Below are 18320 nucleotides of genomic sequence, written 5' to 3' on the forward strand. Positions count from 1 at the left end.
ATTTGTCAGGTTGCCTATGTCTAACAGCGCACTAAGTGTCGTGATCCTCGCCGCAGGCAAGGGCACACGTATGTACTCCAATCTTCCCAAGGTACTGCATCCGCTCGCCGGAAAATCGATGGTTCAGCACGTTATCGATGCTGCAACCCGCGTCGGCGCCAACAACGTTTACCTGGTTTACGGCCACGGCGGTGAGTTGCTCAAGCAGAGCCTCGCAGCCAGCGAGCTGAACTGGGTGTTGCAGGCCGAGCAGTTGGGTACCGGGCACGCCATGCAGCAGGCAGCACTGCATTTCTCCGATGACGAAGACGTATTGATGCTTTACGGCGACGTGCCGCTTATCTCCGTCGATACGCTGAAAAAGCTGTTGGCCGCGAAGCCCGAAGGCGGTATTGGTCTGCTGACCGTCAAGCTTGACGATCCGACCGGATATGGCCGTATCGTGCGCGAAAATGGCGAAGTCGTCGGTATCATCGAACAGAAAGATGCCTCGGCCGAGCAGCTGAAAATCAATGAAATCAACACCGGCATTCTGGTTGCCAACGGGGCCTCGTTCAAGCGCTGGTTGAACAAACTCTCGAACAACAATGCGCAGGGTGAATATTACATCACCGACATCATCGCGATGGCGCACGCCGAAGGCCACAAGATTGCCACCGTGCATCCCGCTCGACTGAGTGAGGTCGAAGGCGTAAACAATCGTCTTCAGCTTTCCCGCCTTGAGCGTGTTTATCAGCAGGAACAGGCCGAGCGTCTGCTGCTGGAAGGCGTGATGCTGATGGACCCCGCTCGCTTTGATCTGCGCGGCGAGCTGTCGCATGGTATCGACGTGAGCATTGACGTCAACGTGGTCATTGAAGGTAGGGTCAAGCTGGGGGACCGCGTGGTGATTGGCGCAGGCTGTGTGCTGAAAGACTGCGTCATCGGTGACGACTGTGTCATTAGCCCTTACAGCGTGTTCGAAGGCGCTACCTTACAGGCAGACTGCACCGTCGGTCCTTTCGCACGTTTGCGTCCAGGGGCCGAACTGGGCCAGGCTGCGCACGTCGGCAACTTCGTCGAGATTAAGAAAGCCAGCCTCGGCGCAGGCACCAAGGCCGGTCACCTCAGCTATTTGGGCGACGCGACGATTGGCGATAACGTGAATATTGGCGCAGGCACCATTACCTGCAACTATGACGGCGTGAACAAGTCGCAGACTATTATTGGTGATAACGTCTTCGTGGGGTCCGATACCCAGCTTATCGCGCCGGTCCGCGTTGGCAACGACGTGACCATTGCGGCGGGCACTACCCTCGCCCGCGATGTGCCTGAAGGCGGTTTGGTTATCAGTCGCGTCACTCAGGTACACAAGCCTGATTGGAAACGTCCGGTGAAAAGAAAGGCTTAAGCTAGAATCTTAAGTGAGAATAAAACGGGTGCAGTTCGCTGCACCTGATTTATTGAGGCTTACAATTGTGTTTTGCACTGTTCGTCGCCACGTCATGGCCAGTGCAAAACATAATAATCCCCAACTCTCTACAAGGCTCGGGGAACCCGCGCGGCACGACCGTAGCGGATATCAATCAGGTTAAGGCATCAAAAAAGGTCTGTGAACAGACCTTCTATAGGAATAAAACCGATGTGTGGAATTGTTGGCGCAGTAGCGCAACGCGATATTGCTGAAATTCTGTTGGAAGGATTACGCCGTCTGGAATACCGCGGCTATGACTCTGCCGGTCTGGCCGTTGTGGATAACGAAGGCCATATGGGACGCCTGCGTCGCCTGGGCAAAGTACAGGTGCTGGCAGACGCACTGGACGCGCATCCGCTGCACGGCGGCACCGGTATTGCCCACACCCGTTGGGCAACGCACGGCGAACCGTCCGAGGCAAATGCCCACCCGCACGTGTCTGACTACATCGCCGTGGTGCATAACGGTATTATCGAAAACTTTGAGCCGCTGCGCGTTCTGCTGATCGAGCGTGGTTACCGTTTCGAGTCTCAGACCGATACCGAAGTTATCGCGCACCTGGTGCACTGGGAACTGCTGCAGGGCGGTACGCTGCTCGAAGCCGTACTTCGCGTCATTCCTCAACTGCGTGGCGCTTACGGCACCGTGGTGATGGACCAGCGCGATCCCTCGGTGCTGGTGGCCGCACGCTCTGGCAGTCCGCTGGTGATTGGTCGTGGTGTGGGTGAAAACTTTATCGCTTCCGACCAGCTGGCGCTGCTGCCCGTGACTCGTCGTTTCATGTTCCTTGAAGAAGGTGACGTGGCCGAAATCAAACGCCGTGAAGTCAATGTGTTCGACAAACACGGCAAGGCGGTTGAGCGCCCAGAAATTGAATCTAAGGTGCAGTACGACGCTGGCGATAAAGGCGCGTACCGTCACTACATGCAAAAAGAGATCTACGAACAGCCGCAGGCGATTAAAAACACCCTCGAAGGGCGTTTTAACCACGGCCAGATCAACCTGAGCGAACTGGGTCCTGACGCCGACGCGCTGCTGGCTAAAGTGCAGCACGTGCAGATTATTGCCTGCGGGACGTCCTATCACTCGGGTATGGTCGCGCGCTACTGGTTCGAAGCTCTGGCCGGTGTGCCGTGCGACGTCGAGATAGCCTCCGAATTCCGCTATCGTAAATCCGCCGTCCGCCCAGGCAGCCTCATCATCACGCTGTCTCAGTCGGGTGAAACTGCGGATACGCTGGCTGCGCTGCGTCTTTCCAAAGAGCTGGGCTATTTAGGGTCGCTGGCCGTGTGTAACGTAGCCGGCTCTTCACTGGTGCGTGAATCTGACCTCGCGCTGATGACTAAGGCTGGCACGGAAATCGGCGTGGCATCGACCAAGGCTTTCACCACTCAGCTGACCGTTCTGCTGATGCTGGTGGCGCGCGTTGGCCGTTTGAAAGGCATGAGCGAGCAGGTTGAGCATGAAATCGTTCACGGGCTGCAGGCGCTTCCTGCGCGCATTGAACAGATGCTGTCGCTGGATAAAACCATTGAATCGCTGGCCGAAGGATTCTCAGACAAGCACCATGCGCTGTTCCTCGGTCGCGGCGATCAGTATCCGATAGCGATGGAAGGTGCGCTGAAGCTGAAGGAAGTTTCCTACATTCACGCAGAAGCCTATGCCGCCGGTGAACTGAAGCACGGACCACTGGCGCTGATCGATGCCGATATGCCGGTCATCGTGGTTGCACCAAATAATGAACTTCTGGAAAAACTGAAGTCCAATATCGAAGAAGTGCGCGCACGCGGCGGTCAGCTGTACGTGTTCGCCGATCAGGACGCCGGTTTCACCGATAGCGAGGGTATGAAGATCATTCAGCTGCCGCACGTTGAAGAGATTGTGGCCCCGATTTTTTACACCGTTCCGCTACAGTTGCTGTCGTATCATGTCGCGCTTATCAAAGGCACGGATGTCGATCAGCCGCGTAACCTGGCGAAATCCGTTACCGTAGAGTAACAGGCCCTCGGTCAGTAAAAAGTCCGGTTATGCTCTCGTAGCGTGCCGGACTTTTTTATGACTGCGCTCCTTAAAAATCGCTGGAATAAGAATTTATAATTTTTAGTCAGGGATAATATGAACGTTTATTTTTTCAACTGGTCAACGAGTTACGAACAAACGATGGTTCGTTATTTGGTTAAAAACTATGGAGTTAAAAACGTTTTTACACCAAGAAAGATCCATAGACTACATCAGAAATTTAAATTTTTAGGCCTTACGTCCTCGCGGATTGCTAAATCCCACATTGCTAAAAAATTAAATGACATCAAAAGCGATGACCTGCTTATCACGCATGACAGCAATATTTTCTTTGGGGTTAACAAGGACGTCATTAAGCACCTGGATTGCAAAAAAATCCTCTTGTTACGCAACCCGGTTTCTCGCGAATTCGTAGACAGTGCCGCCTCGTTATTTGATAAAATTTATACTTTTGAAGAGGGTAGGTCCCTGGAACTGGGCGTTGACTATCTCCCGCAGTTTCTTCCCGTGGGCTACAAAGAGGCCAAAACCTATGATGCGTTTAAATTAGAAGCCCGGCAGCCAAGATGTTTCTTCCTCGGACGCGATAAGGGTCGCATAGCCTATCTCACCCAGCTGGCTGAGCGTTTAGAAAAGGCAGGGTGCGAAATCGACTTTTCAATTGTTAAAGACAAGACCTCACAGGGTGAATCCCCTTATTACGTCGATCAGGAGTTTGAGTATTCCTACAGTTTCTTAAAAACGGTGATGTCGGATGTGGTGGTCGATATTGTTCAGCAGGGACAAACCGGTTTTACGCTGCGCATACTGGAGGCCATTTTCCTTAACAAGAAAGTGATCACCAATAACGCCGAGCTAGCCCATTCCGAGTTTTATTCTCCTGAGCGTGTTTTTATTCTGGGTAGTAGAGAGTGGCAGGAAATCTCGGCATTTTTAGCCGGTAACCCGGTGCCGCTGGACCCTGACCTGCTCTATAAATACAGCCCGGACAATATGCTAAACACCATCACCGAATCTCTGGGGGATGCCGCACTCGCGCATTAACTCAGTCTGACCCACCTGCGGCCCGCAAGCACGGTGAGAATGATGATGCTCAAACCCGCCGTGAGATGCATAGCGAAGTCAAACCGGTGAAGATGGACCTCGTGGCACAGCGACAGCAGCATTGAGCACATGAAGGCGATCCCGCACCCCGCCAGGGCCAGCGTTTTACCGGGGTAAAGCGAACGCGTGCGGTGCAGGCTGGCTATCGAGATAACGATCATCGGCAGGCTGGCCAGCAGCATAAACAGATAACAGTGCACGCCTTCGCCCACTTTTAACGTGCTGGAGGGGGACATGTTGAGCAGATTGACCCCCAGCCAGAGCACGGCGAGCAGCGCTGCCCATTTTAGCCTCAGTGGCTGACGCCCGGCGATGCTGAGAGTAAAGGCGGCGGCCATGGCGCTGGCTCCGATGATAAAAGACAGCAGCAGCGCGACCAGCGCCGGAACGGCGCCCGCCTGTGACCAGTCGGTAAATCTATTGTGCAGTGCCCAGCTGGTGAGCGTACCGCAGGGCAGCACGGCAATAATCCAGGCGGCGACGCGCCAGCGGGTAGGCCAGACGCGTTTCACCGGCTTTGCCGTGTCGCTGAGTTTGTCGATCAACAGGTCATGATTTCTCACGATTACCGTTCCCATATTGACGAAGGTTGAGCATCGCGCGATGCAATAGAGACTTGACCGCCGAGACGGAGAGATTACTTTCTGCGGCCGTCTGCGCGAGGCTCTGTTCGCGCAGGTGCACAAACTCCACCATCTCGCGCTGACGCGGCGGCAGACTGCCTAAATAGCCGGTTAATTCTTCGTGCTCCTCCCGTCCATTGGCGTCCGAACCTTCTCGTACAGCCGGGTAATGCAGCAGCGCGTCTTCATCCTGCACTTCCTGTCGACGTCCTCGCTGGCGCAGTGCATCAATCGCCCGCGCCGAAGCTATGGCGGCAACCCAGGGCAGGATAGGCCGCTGTGGATCATAGGTATGGCGCACACGATGAATTGCCAGCAGCGCTTCTTGAATCACGTCTTCCACCAGGGCTTCATCACGGATTTTTTTGCGCACAAAACCTCGGATGGCAGGAACCATCTCTTTCAATAGCTGGTTGTAGGCCGCTCTGTCGCCCGACTGAGCGCGAGCCATTAGAGCAGGCCACTTCAGCGCGCGGACGTCAGTTTCCGCCATTGCCTGCGTTTATTTCATGGGGGCGGTGCATCTGGATGGCGTTCACTCATCAATGTGTTCACGTTTTTTTACCGCTTTCTGCTGCGTTATCGAGCGCGGTGATGACAATCCCTGGTGTCAGCACCTGAGGCAGAATGACGGGTTTGCCGCCGTCCGCCGGATAGACCACGTAAAGCGGTAGGCCGCCGCGGCCAAAATCACTGAGCGCTTGTTCGACGTCTGGATTGTACTTGGTCGAATCTGCGATCATATAAATAGTATTGGTGCGTGCCATCGCGGCTTTGACCGCCTGAGTCGACAGCGAGGTGCGTTCATTCACCTGGCAGGTGATACACCATGAGGCGGTGAAATCGACAAAAATGGGTTTGCCCTGTCCTTTTATCGCATCGACGTTTTGCGGTGACCATGCCACCGCGGCGGCCGCCTGTGAGGCCTCTGCCGAGTCTAGCGGACCGGACGATGTTTTCAGATTAGCCAGCGGCGGCACCACTAACAAAAGGAAGACGGCGGTGGCGATGTGCAGCGCCCAGTGGCGTTTTCCCATCATTCTGCGCTTCTGAGCCATGCCATACAGCCAGGCTGCAAAACTGAGCAGGATACAGCAGGCCAGAATAGCAGCCAGCGCTATCGAGCCGGCCTGACGCTCCAGCACCCAGATGAGCCAGGCGACGGCACCGAGCATCGGAAACGCCAGGCCGTGTTTCAGCGTCACCATCCAGGCGCCGGGCGCAGGTAATATTCGTGCCAGCACCGGGAAGAAAGAGATAAGGGTAAAAGGTGCCGCGAAGCCAAGGGCCAGTGCGATAAAGATAACCAGGCTGACCCTCGGCGGCTGCGTTAACGCATAGCCGATAGCGCTGGCCATAAACGGCGCGCTGCACGGCGTCGCGACAATAATTGCCAGCGCGCCGGTCAGCGCAGAACCGGTCAGACCGCCGCGCCCACCGCCCACCTCACCCACCTTTTGGACCGAGAGTCCGACTTCAAACAGCCCGAACAGGTTCAGCGCCGACGCCAGCATCACCAACACCAACAGCGCAATCACCAGCGGCGACTGGAGCTGGAATCCCCAGCCGACTGCCGCACCGCCGGAACGGGCCAGCAACAGCACGCCCGCGAGTGCGAACATGGTGACGACCACGCCGAACAGGAACGCCAAACCTTCAGCTCTGGCCTGTGCGGGTTTATCGTGGTGGCGAATCAGGCTCAGCGCTTTGAGCGAGATAACCGGGAACACGCACGGCATTAGGTTGAGAATAATGCCACCCAGGAAGGCGGCGGCGAGGGCAGTCAGCATAATGAACCCACTTAAGTCTGAAAGTTAAGCCGGATTGGCCTGACGATATTTTTTAACTGCGTCGAGCGCTTTCTGAATGTGCGCGTCCGGGTTTTTATCGGTGTAACTCAGCAGGATTTTACCGTCTGGCGCAATCACATAAGAGGTGCGGTCAGACAGCGTTTTGCCCAATATATTCATGGTGTTCTTGTATTCTGCGGCCACTTTCGCCCCTGGATCGGCGGCGACGGTGAATTTGTCGCGGCATTCCAGCTGGGAGAATTTGGCAATCTGCTCAGTGTTACCGGCAGTTACACCAATCACCGTGGCACCCTGTTTGGCGAAGTCAGCGGTGGCTTCGGCGAAGTCGTGTGCTTCCAGTGTACAGCCTGCGGTGAAGGCGGCCGGGAAGAAGTACAGAACCACAGGCCCTTTCTTCAGTGCCTGCTGCAACGAGAAGGTGGTTGGCTTACCGGCCAGCGCGGCACTAAGCTTGAAGTCAGGGGCTTTCTCACCTACCTGCAGGGCGGCAAATGCGGAAGTCACGGGGAGGGACAGTCCAAGAACCGCAGCGACAGCCAACGTGCTAAAGGTACTTTTCATACGCATTATATTTTCTCCATTGTGAGGCAGGCGTTCGCGCCTGATGACCTTAACCATAGGTTCGCTGGTCGAAAAGGAAAGGTTGCGGTCGGGAAAAATATTTTTTAAAAGATTTTCCAATCAATATGCCGCTCTGCACAATTCGGCCGCGACAGGCTTCGCAACCCAACGTGGATAAGGTATAGTCCGCTTTTTTTTACGAAGGTATCAAGTTGACCAGCTCATCTATTCGTCTTAACAAATACATTAGCGAGAGCGGCATCTGTTCTCGTCGCGATGCCGATCGTTACGTCGAGCAGGGCAACGTTTTCATCAACGGCAAACGCGCTGCCGTGGGCGATCAGGTTTTCGCCGGGGACGTCGTCAAAGTTAACGGTCAGCTTATCGAGCCGCGTGATGAAGAAGATCTGGTGCTGATTGCGCTGAACAAGCCGGTTGGCATCATCACTACCATGGAAGAGGGCGAGCGGGATAACATTAGTGATTTCGTTAACCACAGCAAGCGCGTCTTCCCAATAGGTCGTCTGGATAAGGACTCTCAGGGGCTGATTTTCCTGACCAACCATGGCGATCTGGTCAACAAGATCCTCCGCGCCGGCAACAACCACGAAAAAGAGTACGTGGTAACCGTGAACAAACCGGTGACCGACGAATTCATTCAGGGCATGAGCGCCGGTGTGCCGATGCTTGGCACCGTGACCAAAAAGTGCAAAGTGAAGAGAGAAGCGCCTTTCGTGTTTCGTATCACGCTGGTGCAGGGCCTTAATCGCCAGATTCGCCGCATGTGTAAACACTTTGGTTTTGAAGTCACCAAACTCGAGCGTACCCGCATCATGAACGTCAATCTGAAAGGGTTACCGCTGGGTGAATGGCGTGACTTAACGGACGACGAGCTTATCGAGTTGTTCAAACTGATTGAAAACTCCTCTTCCGAGGACAACAAGCCGGCGAAAAAAGCGCCATCAAAAGCGGCGGCGGTTAAGAAACCTTCGGTGAACGGGCCAAAAAATGGACATAAAACTGCTGAAAAATCAGACGGAAATGGTGCCTCCCGTAAGCGTTTTGTTCAACCCGGTCGTAAAAAGAAAGGCCGATAAGCCTGCATGATTTTTAGCCGTTTAAACCGTCTAATCCGCATGATTAGACGGTTTTAAACCAATACCCGCCTGATACCGCCCATAATTTGCCCTCTGTCACAAAACTGTCATATAACCTACATTTTACTGTCACCAAACTGTCCTATTTTGCTCCTGTGCTAAACACTTTACTCAGCTTCGACATGAGTCGAATCAAATAATAACCACCAGGAGTGGAACATGAAACTGATGCGTACCACCGTCGCCGGTATTGTGGCAGCGACTTTTTCTTTAACAGCAATGTCTGCATTCTCAGCAACTAATCTGACCGGTGCAGGCGGTACATTCCCGGCGCCAGTTTATGCAAAATGGGCTGACTCCTATCAAAAAGCAACGGGCGCTCAGGTTAACTATCAGGGCATCGGTTCTTCAGGTGGCATCAAGCAGATCATCGCTAAAACCGTAGACTTCGGTGCATCAGACGCGCCAATGAGCGACGCTGACCTCGAGAAAAACGGTCTGTTCCAGTTCCCAACCGTGATCGGTGGCGTTGTGCTGGCCGTTAACATCCCGGGCATTAAATCCGGTGAGTTGACGCTGGACGGTAAATCGCTGGGTGACATCTACCTGGGTAAAATCAAGAAGTGGAACGATCCGGAAATCACTAAGCTGAACCCAGGCGTGAAACTGCCTGATACCAATATCGCTGTCGTTCGTCGTGCAGACGGTTCAGGTACCTCTTTCGTGTTCACCAGCTACCTGTCCAAAGCTAACGCCGACTGGAAAAAAGAGATTGGCGTAGGCACCACCGTTAACTGGCCAACCGGCCTGGGCGGCAAAGGTAACGACGGCGTAGCCGCGTTTGTACAGCGTCTGCCTGGCTCAATTGGCTACGTTGAATACGCTTACGCCAAACAGAACAACCTGACTTACACCAAGCTGGTGGATGCGAGCGGCAAGGCAATTTCCCCTTCTGAAGAGTCGTTCAGCGCAGCGGCGAAAGGCGCAGACTGGAGCAAGACCTTTGCTCAGGACTTGACCTTCCAGAAGGGTGACAACGCATGGCCAATCTCTTCTACCACCTTCATTCTGGTCTACAAGCAGCAGCAGGATGCCACCAAGGGCGCAGAAGTTCTGAAGTTCTTCGACTGGGCCTATAAAAATGGTGACAAGCTGACGACCGGTCTGGATTACGCCTCCCTGCCGCAGTCTGTTATTTCTCAAATCCAGACAGCGTGGAAGACCAACGTTAAAGACAGCAGCGGTAAATCCCTCTACTAAGCCTCTGTTTCTGGCGCCGTAGCCCCGCTACGGCGCCAATTACTTTGGTTTGAGATAGCAGGTGATATAAAGTACCGGTCTTCTGTCTCATTCTCTGCCGATAACCCCTTGTCGAAAGAGAAATAAATCTGAATAAGAAGAGAGTGTTATGGCTGAAAAAACGCCGTCCTTCAAAGCACCAAGCAAAAACGGTGACATTATCTTCGGCGCGCTGGTAAAACTGGCTGCGCTGATTACGCTATTGCTGCTCGGCGGTATCATCGTTTCGCTGTTTATTTCTTCCCTGCCTAGCATGGAAAAGTTTGGTTTCTCTTTCCTGTGGAATAAAACCTGGGACGTTCCCAACGAGCAGTTCGGCGCACTGGTTCCGATTTACGGAACGATCGTGACCTCGATTATTGCGCTGTTGATTGCCGTTCCCGTCAGCTTTGGTATCTCGCTGTTTCTGACCGAACTGGCACCTAACTGGCTCAAACGTCCACTGGGTATCGCCATCGAACTGCTGGCCGCTATCCCGAGTATCGTTTACGGCATGTGGGGCCTGTTCGTCTTCGCACCTTTGTTTGCGACCTACTTCCAGCAGCCGGTCGGTGATGTGCTTTCCGGTATTCCTATTGTTGGCGCGCTGTTTGCCGGCCCGGGATTTGGTATTGGTATTCTGGCGGCGGGCGTTATCCTTGCCATCATGATTATCCCTTACATCGCTTCCGTTATGCGTGACGTGTTTGAGCAGACGCCGGTGATGATGAAAGAGTCGGCCTACGGCATCGGCTGTACCACCTGGGAAGTTATCTGGCGCATCGTTCTGCCGTTTACTAAGAACGGCGTCATCGGTGGCATTATGCTCGGTCTGGGGCGTGCGCTGGGTGAGACGATGGCGGTAACCTTTATCATCGGTAACACCTACCAGCTCGACAGTGCCTCGCTATACATGCCGGGCAACAGTATTACCTCGGCGCTGGCGAACGAGTTTGCCGAAGCGTCTTCCGGCCTGCATACCTCGGCGCTGATGGAGCTTGGCCTGATTCTGTTTGTCATCACCTTTATCGTGTTGGCGCTTTCCAAGCTGATGATTCTGCGTCTGGCCAAGAATGAGGGACGTTAAGATGGCAACTCTCGAAATGCAAAGCAACGCAGCGTTGTTTGAATCACGCCGTAAGCGTCAGGCATGGCGCAGAACCAAGAACCGTATCGCGCTGCTGCTGTCGATGGCGACCATGGTTTTCGGCCTGTTCTGGCTGGTGTGGATCCTGTTTACTACGGTGACCAAAGGCATCGACGGCATGTCGCTGGCGCTGTTTACCCAAAATACTCCGCCGCCCAACACCGACGGCGGTGGCCTGGCAAATGCCATCGCGGGCAGCGGCCTGTTGATTCTGTGGTCTACCGTTATCGGTACGCCGCTGGGCATTATGGCAGGGGTGTATCTGGCCGAATACGGACGTAAATCCGCGTTGGCCGAGGTTATCCGCTTCATCAACGATATCCTGCTGTCGGCACCCTCTATCGTCGTAGGTCTGTTTGTTTACACCATCGTGGTTGCAAAAATGGGACACTTTTCCGGCTGGGCGGGCATTGTCGCGCTGGCGTTGTTGCAGATTCCTATCGTTATCCGCACCACGGAAAACATGCTCAAACTGGTGCCGGACAGCCTGCGTGAGGCGGCCTATGCGCTGGGTACCCCGAAATGGAAGATGATTTCTGCGATTACGCTTAAGGCGTCGGTATCGGGGATTATCACCGGTGTGCTGCTGGCCGTTGCGCGTATCGCCGGTGAAACCGCGCCGCTGCTGTTCACGTCGCTCTCCAACCAGTTCTGGAGCACGGACCTGATGCAGCCTATCGCCAACCTCCCGGTCACCATATTTAAATTCGCCATGAGCCCGTTTGTGCAATGGCAGCAAATGGCCTGGGCCGGCGTTTTGCTGATTACTGTGTGCGTACTGCTGCTGAATATCATTGCTCGCGTGATTTTCGCCAAGAAAAAGCAGTGATTACAAAAAATATTGATTAAAGAGAGATGTCTTAATGAGTCGAATGACCGATGCATCCAACAGTAAAATCCAGGTCCGCGATCTGAATTTCTATTACGGCAAATTCCATGCGTTGAAAAACATCTCCCTGGATATTGCGAAAAATGAAGTGACGGCGTTTATCGGCCCGTCTGGCTGTGGTAAATCCACGCTTCTGCGTACCTTTAACAAGATGTATCAGCTGTATCCAGAACAGAGAGCCGAGGGTGAGATTCTGCTCGACGGCGAAAATATCCTGGTGGATAAGCAGGACATCGCACTGCTGCGCGCTAAGGTCGGCATGGTGTTCCAGAAGCCAACGCCGTTCCCGATGTCGATTTACGACAACATCGCCTTCGGCGTGCGTCTGTTCGAAAAGCTGTCGCGTACCGACATGGACGAGCGCGTGCAGTGGGCGCTGACCAAAGCGGCGCTGTGGAATGAGTCAAAAGACAAGCTGCACCAGAGCGGTTACAGCCTCTCCGGGGGGCAGCAACAGCGTCTGTGTATCGCGCGTGGGATTGCGATTCGCCCCGACGTTCTGTTGCTGGATGAACCCTGCTCGGCGCTGGACCCTATCTCTACCGGTCGTATCGAAGAGTTGATTACCGAGTTAAAATCCGACTATACGGTGGTTATCGTTACCCATAACATGCAGCAGGCGGCACGCTGCTCGGACCGTACGGCGTTTATGTATCTCGGCGAACTGATTGAATACAGCGACACTGACTCATTGTTCACCTCACCTGCCCGCAAGCAGACTGAGGACTACATTACTGGCCGCTATGGTTGATTGCCCTTCGAGGCAGAGAGGAAAGCACGATGGACAATCTGAATCTCAATAAGCACATTTCTGCCCAGTTCAACGCAGAGCTCGAGCACATCCGTACTCAGGTTCTGGTGATGGGCGGCCTGGTGGAGCAGCAGCTTACCGATGCTATCACCGCGATGCACAATCAGGACGGCGAGCTGGCCGAGCGCGTTATTAAAGGTGATGACAAGGTCAATATGATGGAAGTGGCTATTGATGAAGCCTGCGTGCGCATCATCGCCAAACGTCAGCCGACTGCCAGCGATTTACGCATGGTGATGGCCATCATCAAGACTATTTCCGAGCTTGAACGTATCGGTGACGTGGCGGATAAAATCTGTCGTACGGCACTTGAGAAGTTCTCGCACCTGCACCAGCCGCTGCTGGTCAGCCTCGAGTCGCTGGGGCGCCACACCGTGCAGATGCTGCACGACGTGCTCGATGCCTTTGCCCGTATGGATCTCGATGAAGCGATTAGAATTTATCGCGAAGACAGGAAGGTCGATCAGGAATATGAGGGCATCGTGCGTCAGCTGATGACCTATATGATGGAAGATCCACGTCAAATTCCGAGTATTTTGACCGCGTTGTTCTGCGCCCGTTCTATCGAGCGCATCGGCGACCGTTGTCAGAATATCTGCGAAATCATTTTCTACTTCGTCAAAGGTCAGGACTTCCGTCACGTCGGGGGCGACGCGCTGGATAAACTGCTGGCGGGCGACAAGAATGGTAAAGCGGACAAGTCAGACAAGAGCTAATTTCATCGCGCAAAGCCCCGAGGGCCGAGCGCATTAAAACAAACGCCCGATAAGCTGCTTATCGGGCGTTTGCATTTCTACCGCTGGTATCACTAAATCATCAGATATCGCAGCGCGACCATGACCGCCAGTTGGCGATAGTGCGCATTCTGCGTGTCAAACTCGTCCGGATTTTCAAACAGCGCCCCGAAGGTGTACTGGTTGGCAACCTGGTGAACGCAGAGACTGCTTATCAGTCTGTGAACGTCGCGGGCCTGCGCATCTTCTTTGAACAGATGGCCTTTCTTCCCGCGTTCGAGAATATCGTCCAGCAGAGTGAGCGCCGTCTGGTTCAATGCCCGAATGCTGGTGGATTGACGAATAAAGCGTCCACGAAGCATGTTTTCGGTTGAAACTATTCGAATAAATTCCGGGTGCGATACGTGAAAATCAAAACTGGCTTCAACCAGTTTAACAATAGCTTCGGCAGGAGGATAAGCGGAAAGGTCCAGCTCAAGCTCATGTTTTCGCAGGCAGCGATAAACATGCTCCAACACCTGCATATAGAGCGCTTCTTTTGATTTATAGTGATAAACCACCATACGTTTGGTGGTATCCGCGTTTGAGGCGATGTTTTCCATCCGTGCGCCCATTAATCCGGACTCGGCAAACTCGTTCAGCGCACTGTCGAATATGCGCTGCTTGAGGCCTATTGGATCGTTTTTTCGCCCCGTTGTCTGGGGACTTTGGCTAGTCAGCGTCTTCTCCTTAAGGAACCTTGTCGTCTTCTAAAGAGTAACTATTGCGAAGTACAGTTACAAATCAAATTACTGCGTCCTGTTCGACGATATTGTAGCCTTTCTCTCGCCAGATAGCGGCAAGCTGATGCATATCTGTGAAAGCGGTAACCAGAGGATGGTCGATGGCCGGGTTGTGAATATCTGCGCAGTAATAATAAACCGGGATGTTGGCCGCAATCCCCGCCTGAACGCCCGCTACGGAGTCTTCTACCAATATGCATGACGCGATAGGCACCTGCATTTCCTGAGCCGCATGGTAAAGCAAAGCAGGATCGGGTTTCCAGCGTTGCAGATCATATCCGCTGTAAAGTCGGCCTTCCATAAAGGGTAACAGGCCGGTTAATCCGAGTGAATGCTGCATTTTTTTCACCGGACCGTTGGAAACCACGCACATCGGCACGGTTATCGCCGAGAGCAAGGCCTTCGCGCCGTCGATTGGCTCAAGTTTTTCATCGAAAAGACGCGCAACGTGCTCGCGGAAAACCACTTCCATCTCTTCTTTGCTTTTTTCGAGCCCATGCTGACGGTTGATGATGTCGATAATTTCGTAGAGCTTTACGCCCTTGTATTTCTTGAACATCTCGTCATAGGAGACGGTAATGCCGAAGTGGGCAAACATCAGCACATAGGCCTCGCAGCACAGCCTTTCGCTATCTACCAGCGTGCCATCGCAGTCAAAAAAAACGCATTCTATCCGGGGCATATTTCATCCTTTTTCTGAACTTATCGCCTTGTTTATGACATGACGCCAACCCTCATCTTACAGAAGATACGCGCCAGTTCCGACCACCTTATTGCCTCCGTTGCGCGATAAAGTGTGACCAAATAAGGGTTAAAAAACGTCAGTTGGTCCGAAATGTCGTCAAAAGATTGTAAAAATGCAATAAAAAGCAGCAGATTCATCTCATTCAACGGATTAATTGGGGTAGGATAGCGGCCGACTGTTTTTCCCCTCTTTGGAACTCACTAATGAGCACACCACAAAATAATGCTGGCGCTGGGCAAGGGCTGTTAGAGCGTCTGTTTAAATTGACTCAGCATGGAACGACGCTGAAAACCGAAACGGTTGCCGGATTCACCACCTTCCTGACCATGGTGTATATCGTCTTCGTTAACCCGCAGATTCTTGGCGTAGCGGGCATGGACAAACAGGCGGTGTTTGTGACCACCTGTCTGATTGCCGCGTTCGGCAGCATTTTGATGGGGCTGATCGCCAATCTGCCGGTCGCACTGGCGCCGGCAATGGGCCTCAATGCCTTCTTCGCCTTTGTGGTGGTTGGTGCAATGGGGATTTCCTGGCAGACCGGCATGGGCGCGATTTTCTGGGGAGCGGTCGGACTGTTCCTGCTGACCATTTTCCGCGTGCGCTACTGGATGATAGCCAATATTCCGTCCAGTTTGCGGGTCGGCATCACCGCCGGTATCGGACTGTTTATTGGCATGATGGGGCTGAAAAATGCCGGCATCGTGGTGGCCAATCCCGACACGTTGGTGACTATCGGTAAACTGACCTCGCATTCGGTGCTGCTGGGCGCCCTGGGCTTCTTCATTATCGCCATTCTGGCAGCGCGTAACATTCATGCCGCCGTGCTTATCTCCATCGTCATTACTACGCTGATTGGCTGGGCAATGGGGGACGTGCACTACGCGGGCGTGTGGTCTATGCCGCCGAGCGTGACGTCGGTGGTGGGCCAGGTTGATATCAAAGGGTCACTGAATCTTGGCCTATCAGGCGTTATCTTCTCCTTTATGCTGGTTAACCTGTTCGACTCCTCGGGCACGCTGATTGGCGTCACCGACAAGGCCGGTCTGGCCGACAGCGAGGGTAAATTCCCGCAGATGAAGCAGGCGCTGTTTGTCGACAGCCTCAGCTCGGTAGCGGGTTCCTTTATCGGTACTTCGGCTATCAGCACCTACATCGAAAGCTGTTCCGGCGTGGCCATCGGTGGGCGTACCGGCCTCACCGCCGTCGTTACCGGACTGCTGTTCTTGTTGGTTATCTTTATTTCCCCGCTGGCCGGAATGGTGCCGGCCTACGCGGCGGCCGGGGCGCTTATCTACGTCGGCGTGCTGATGACTTCAAGCCTGGCACGCGTCACCTGGGACGACCTCACTGAAGCGGTTCCTGCGTTTGTGACCGCCGTGATGATGCCGTTCAGCTTCTCGATTACCGAGGGAATAGCCTTAGGGTTTATCTCTTACGTGGTGATGAAACTGGGCAGTGGGCGCTTTAAAGACATCAGCGCCTGCGTGTGGGTTGTCACGCTGCTGTTCGTGCTAAAAATCGCGTTTATTGATAACAAATAAAATCGCCTAAATATCGTCCCCTACTTTTCGGTGGGGGACGAGTCGAATCAGGCCGGTTTTTTCCCGCTAAATTATTTCTTAAATCGACGCGTAAAGTCTGAAAACGCGCTGAGTTGGCCGGTAAGGTGATCCAGCGTGCTTTGATCGATAACCTCTCCAAGCTGTGCATCCACCTTGCTTTGAATTACACCGCCCATAAACTCCGGTTTGTTAAGCACCATGGCGTCGAGGAACACCAGAATCTGACGCAGATGATACTGACAGCGTGCGCCGCCAATTGCCCCCATTGAGCTGGTTTCAATCAGCACCGGTTTCCCCGCCATCGGCTGCTCAGGCACGCGTGAAAGCCAGTCGATGGCATTCTTCAGTCCGCCCGGCACCGAATAGTTGTATTCCGGCGTCACGATGATGACGCCGTCAGCCTGGCGAATGTGCTCGGCAATTTTTTCGATGGTCGGCGGAAAGCCCGACTCCTGCTGGATATCGGCATCGTAAAGCGGAATGTCGCCAATCGAAGGCAGAGCCTCAATGGTGACGCCTTCAGGCGCCAGCTTCGGCAGCGTGCGCGCAACCATCGCGTTAAAAGACCCTTTACGCAAGCTGCCTAACAGGGTGACAAACTTCAGGGGTTGAGCTGACATTAACGACTCCTGGCTTATTGAGTAGGGGGAAGATAGCTACAATGCTGGCTACTTGGCCGGCGGTAGACTGGTTAATTTCATAAAGTGTAGCGAATCGACCTGCTGTTGGGGGGAAAATGTCGCGGTGCGGATGAATCCCTCATCGGGATCGTAGCACCAGCAGATCAGCCGCTGAATGGCCGGGCTGTGTGCGCACGACCAGACGATGGGGCCTTCAATATCGCTCATGACCTGCACGTCTGAGGTTACGCTCGAGCGTAAACGTCCTGAAGAAGGGTGCAGGCTCAGCGTATCGGCGGTGAACTCGCTCTGGCCCGACAGTTTGTGCACGCTCTGGCGGATGCATTCGAGCTGCGAGGCTGACTCTTCGGGATCGGACTGGAGGGTGACCCAGTTTTTTTCTGCGACAGTGAATGCAGACCGGCGGGGATGATGGCTAGCCCCGAGGGCGTGAAGAATCTCTAAATCAAGGCCCGCTTTACCTTCGCCGCTCAGCATCACGCCCAGCTGGTTCCCTGCATAGGCCAGGCTGAAATCGGGCAAACCGCTGGCGGAAAAACTTGGGCGACCGCTGGGCTGAATGATTATCTGCGGCAGTCGAGCGATTCCGTAAAGATAAAACATCAGCTCTGCAAGCAGGACACGTCCGTGGATAAATCGTCTGGCAGGCTTCGGGGAAAGGGTGTTGGCGAAAGTTAATACTTCCGCGGGTAAACGGTGGATGTCCGGCTCGCTTTCCGTGATGGTCCATCGGGCAAAGTGGCACGCCATTGATCACTCCCTGAGTAATGGTTCGTACATGGCTTAGCTTGAGGTCTGTCCATAGTACTGTCTTAGTGTAAATTATATAAATATTTATACCTGGAGCGTATAAAGGTGAATAAGAATAACCTGTTAGTTGCCTGGGTTCTTTTTGCTGTTTTATAAAGGAAAATTTGTCCTTTTTGCGTGTTAACCGCCGAAGGCCTGGGTCGTAGCGGGTAGGGTTCGAGGTGAAGGACGAGGGGGAATATTCCCTCCTGGCAAAATTTTTTTTAATTTAATAGAGTCGGGAGGGGCAAGGTAATTAAGAAAAGAACATTTA

18 protein-coding genes are annotated in these 18320 nt (G+C 53.7%); 10 read left to right on the top strand and 8 right to left on the bottom strand.

Going from position 1 to position 18320, the window contains the following annotated elements; genetic code table 11:
• Positions 1 to 16 precede the first annotated feature (16 nt).
• The 3 genes from glmU to BS640_RS19460 all read left to right on the top strand — a co-directional run bounded on the left by glmU (position 17) and on the right by BS640_RS19460 (position 4516).
• Positions 17 to 1390, top strand: coding sequence for a bifunctional UDP-N-acetylglucosamine diphosphorylase/glucosamine-1-phosphate N-acetyltransferase GlmU (glmU, locus tag BS640_RS19450; protein WP_084913169.1), 1374 nt, complete (start codon positions 17 to 19; stop codon positions 1388 to 1390).
• 231 nt (positions 1391 to 1621) lie between these two features.
• Positions 1622 to 3451, top strand: coding sequence for a glutamine--fructose-6-phosphate transaminase (isomerizing) (glmS, locus tag BS640_RS19455; protein WP_017490428.1), 1830 nt, complete (start codon positions 1622 to 1624; stop codon positions 3449 to 3451).
• A 117-nt stretch (positions 3452 to 3568) separates the two neighbouring features.
• Positions 3569 to 4516: a WaaS/CpsH family glycosyltransferase gene (locus BS640_RS19460; protein WP_017490427.1), complete on the top strand. Its 948-nt coding sequence runs from the start codon at positions 3569 to 3571 to the stop codon at positions 4514 to 4516.
• Here the strand turns inward: BS640_RS19460 and BS640_RS19465 are convergent.
• The 4 genes from BS640_RS19465 to BS640_RS19480 are packed head-to-tail and all read right to left on the bottom strand — an operon-like array spanning position 4513 to position 7577.
• The gene (locus BS640_RS19465) at positions 4513 to 5139 is read right to left on the bottom strand and encodes an NrsF family protein (RefSeq protein WP_084913170.1); all 627 of its coding nucleotides are present in this window, start codon (positions 5137 to 5139) and stop codon (positions 4513 to 4515) included. The two genes, BS640_RS19460 and BS640_RS19465, sit on opposite strands and share 4 nt — an antisense overlap.
• Positions 5126 to 5692, bottom strand: a complete 567-nt coding sequence (locus BS640_RS19470) for a sigma-70 family RNA polymerase sigma factor (protein ID WP_084913171.1) — start codon at positions 5690 to 5692, stop codon at positions 5126 to 5128. The genes BS640_RS19465 and BS640_RS19470 overlap by 14 nt, the downstream gene beginning before the upstream one ends.
• Positions 5693 to 5750: 58 nt before the next feature.
• On the bottom strand, positions 5751 to 6989 hold the full coding sequence (locus BS640_RS19475; protein WP_084913172.1) for a protein-disulfide reductase DsbD family protein: 1239 nt from the start codon (positions 6987 to 6989) through the stop codon (positions 5751 to 5753).
• Between the two features lie 24 nt (positions 6990 to 7013).
• Complete coding sequence (locus BS640_RS19480; RefSeq protein ID WP_026110332.1) at positions 7014 to 7577, bottom strand: peroxiredoxin; 564 nt, start codon at positions 7575 to 7577, stop codon at positions 7014 to 7016.
• A 200-nt stretch (positions 7578 to 7777) separates the two neighbouring features.
• Between BS640_RS19480 and rluF the strand changes: the two genes are divergently transcribed.
• The 6 genes from rluF (at position 7778) to phoU (ending at position 13509) form a co-directional block, all read left to right on the top strand.
• A complete protein-coding gene (rluF, locus tag BS640_RS19485) occupies positions 7778 to 8668 on the top strand; it encodes a 23S rRNA pseudouridine(2604) synthase RluF (RefSeq protein ID WP_420916435.1) in 891 nt (296 codons plus the stop codon).
• 219 nt (positions 8669 to 8887) lie between these two features.
• Positions 8888 to 9928 carry a phosphate ABC transporter substrate-binding protein PstS gene (gene pstS, locus BS640_RS19490; protein WP_017490421.1) on the top strand — a complete coding sequence of 347 codons (1041 nt, stop codon included), beginning with the start codon at positions 8888 to 8890 and terminating at the stop codon, positions 9926 to 9928.
• Positions 9929 to 10076: 148 nt separating this feature from the next.
• Positions 10077 to 11033 (top strand): phosphate ABC transporter permease PstC, encoded by a 957-nt coding sequence (gene pstC / locus BS640_RS19495; protein ID WP_017490420.1) that lies wholly within the window; start codon positions 10077 to 10079, stop codon positions 11031 to 11033.
• A gap of 1 nt (position 11034) precedes the next feature.
• Entirely contained in the window at positions 11035 to 11922 is an 888-nt protein-coding gene (gene pstA / locus BS640_RS19500; RefSeq protein ID WP_017490419.1) for a phosphate ABC transporter permease PstA, read from the top strand.
• A gap of 43 nt (positions 11923 to 11965) precedes the next feature.
• Positions 11966 to 12733, top strand: coding sequence for a phosphate ABC transporter ATP-binding protein PstB (gene pstB, locus BS640_RS19505; RefSeq protein ID WP_017490418.1), 768 nt, complete (start codon positions 11966 to 11968; stop codon positions 12731 to 12733).
• A gap of 29 nt (positions 12734 to 12762) precedes the next feature.
• A complete protein-coding gene (phoU, locus tag BS640_RS19510; protein ID WP_017490417.1) occupies positions 12763 to 13509 on the top strand; it encodes a phosphate signaling complex protein PhoU in 747 nt (248 codons plus the stop codon).
• Positions 13510 to 13601: 92 nt separating this feature from the next.
• On the opposite strand, the gene BS640_RS19515 is transcribed toward phoU, so the two are convergent.
• Entirely contained in the window at positions 13602 to 14183 is a 582-nt protein-coding gene (locus BS640_RS19515) for a TetR/AcrR family transcriptional regulator (protein ID WP_263973739.1), read from the bottom strand.
• 127 nt (positions 14184 to 14310) lie between these two features.
• Positions 14311 to 14991 carry a 6-phosphogluconate phosphatase gene (gene yieH / locus BS640_RS19520; RefSeq protein ID WP_084913174.1) on the bottom strand — a complete coding sequence of 227 codons (681 nt, stop codon included), beginning with the start codon at positions 14989 to 14991 and terminating at the stop codon, positions 14311 to 14313.
• 266 nt (positions 14992 to 15257) lie between these two features.
• Here yieH and BS640_RS19525 point away from each other — a divergent pair, with 266 nt between their 5' ends.
• The gene (locus tag BS640_RS19525) at positions 15258 to 16595 is read left to right on the top strand and encodes an NCS2 family permease (RefSeq protein WP_017490414.1); all 1338 of its coding nucleotides are present in this window, start codon (positions 15258 to 15260) and stop codon (positions 16593 to 16595) included.
• A 71-nt stretch (positions 16596 to 16666) separates the two neighbouring features.
• Here BS640_RS19525 and BS640_RS19530 read toward each other — a convergent pair whose 3' ends face one another.
• Together BS640_RS19530 and BS640_RS19535 are read right to left on the bottom strand one after the other, a co-directional pair.
• Positions 16667 to 17236, bottom strand: a complete 570-nt coding sequence (locus tag BS640_RS19530; protein WP_017490413.1) for an NADPH-dependent FMN reductase — start codon at positions 17234 to 17236, stop codon at positions 16667 to 16669.
• Between the two features lie 48 nt (positions 17237 to 17284).
• Positions 17285 to 18007: a 4'-phosphopantetheinyl transferase family protein gene (locus BS640_RS19535; RefSeq protein WP_084913175.1), complete on the bottom strand. Its 723-nt coding sequence runs from the start codon at positions 18005 to 18007 to the stop codon at positions 17285 to 17287.
• Between the last annotated feature and the right edge of the window lie 313 nt (positions 18008 to 18320).

The sequence above is a fragment of the Rouxiella badensis genome (assembly GCF_002093665.1).
GTDB classification, from domain to species: Bacteria; Pseudomonadota; Gammaproteobacteria; order Enterobacterales; family Enterobacteriaceae; genus Rouxiella; species Rouxiella badensis.

Excerpts from the sequence above, each read along its gene's own strand:
- pstA (WP_017490419.1), top strand. The coding sequence starts at position 11,035 with ATGGCAACTCTCGAAATGCAAAGCAACGCAGCGTTGTTTGAATCACGC.
- BS640_RS19480 (WP_026110332.1), bottom strand. The coding sequence starts at position 7,577 with ATGCGTATGAAAAGTACCTTTAGCACGTTGGCTGTCGCTGCGGTTCTT.
- BS640_RS19525 (WP_017490414.1), top strand. The coding sequence starts at position 15,258 with ATGAGCACACCACAAAATAATGCTGGCGCTGGGCAAGGGCTGTTAGAG.
- BS640_RS19470 (WP_084913171.1), bottom strand. The coding sequence starts at position 5,692 with ATGGCGGAAACTGACGTCCGCGCGCTGAAGTGGCCTGCTCTAATGGCT.
- glmU (WP_084913169.1), top strand. The coding sequence starts at position 17 with ATGTCTAACAGCGCACTAAGTGTCGTGATCCTCGCCGCAGGCAAGGGC.
- BS640_RS19530 (WP_017490413.1), bottom strand. The coding sequence starts at position 17,236 with ATGTCAGCTCAACCCCTGAAGTTTGTCACCCTGTTAGGCAGCTTGCGT.
- pstS (WP_017490421.1), top strand. The coding sequence starts at position 8,888 with ATGAAACTGATGCGTACCACCGTCGCCGGTATTGTGGCAGCGACTTTT.
- phoU (WP_017490417.1), top strand. The coding sequence starts at position 12,763 with ATGGACAATCTGAATCTCAATAAGCACATTTCTGCCCAGTTCAACGCA.
- pstB (WP_017490418.1), top strand. The coding sequence starts at position 11,966 with ATGACCGATGCATCCAACAGTAAAATCCAGGTCCGCGATCTGAATTTC.
- BS640_RS19460 (WP_017490427.1), top strand. The coding sequence starts at position 3,569 with ATGAACGTTTATTTTTTCAACTGGTCAACGAGTTACGAACAAACGATG.
- glmS (WP_017490428.1), top strand. The coding sequence starts at position 1,622 with ATGTGTGGAATTGTTGGCGCAGTAGCGCAACGCGATATTGCTGAAATT.
- BS640_RS19475 (WP_084913172.1), bottom strand. The coding sequence starts at position 6,989 with ATGCTGACTGCCCTCGCCGCCGCCTTCCTGGGTGGCATTATTCTCAAC.
- yieH (WP_084913174.1), bottom strand. The coding sequence starts at position 14,991 with ATGCCCCGGATAGAATGCGTTTTTTTTGACTGCGATGGCACGCTGGTA.
- pstC (WP_017490420.1), top strand. The coding sequence starts at position 10,077 with ATGGCTGAAAAAACGCCGTCCTTCAAAGCACCAAGCAAAAACGGTGAC.
- BS640_RS19535 (WP_084913175.1), bottom strand. The coding sequence starts at position 18,007 with ATGGCGTGCCACTTTGCCCGATGGACCATCACGGAAAGCGAGCCGGAC.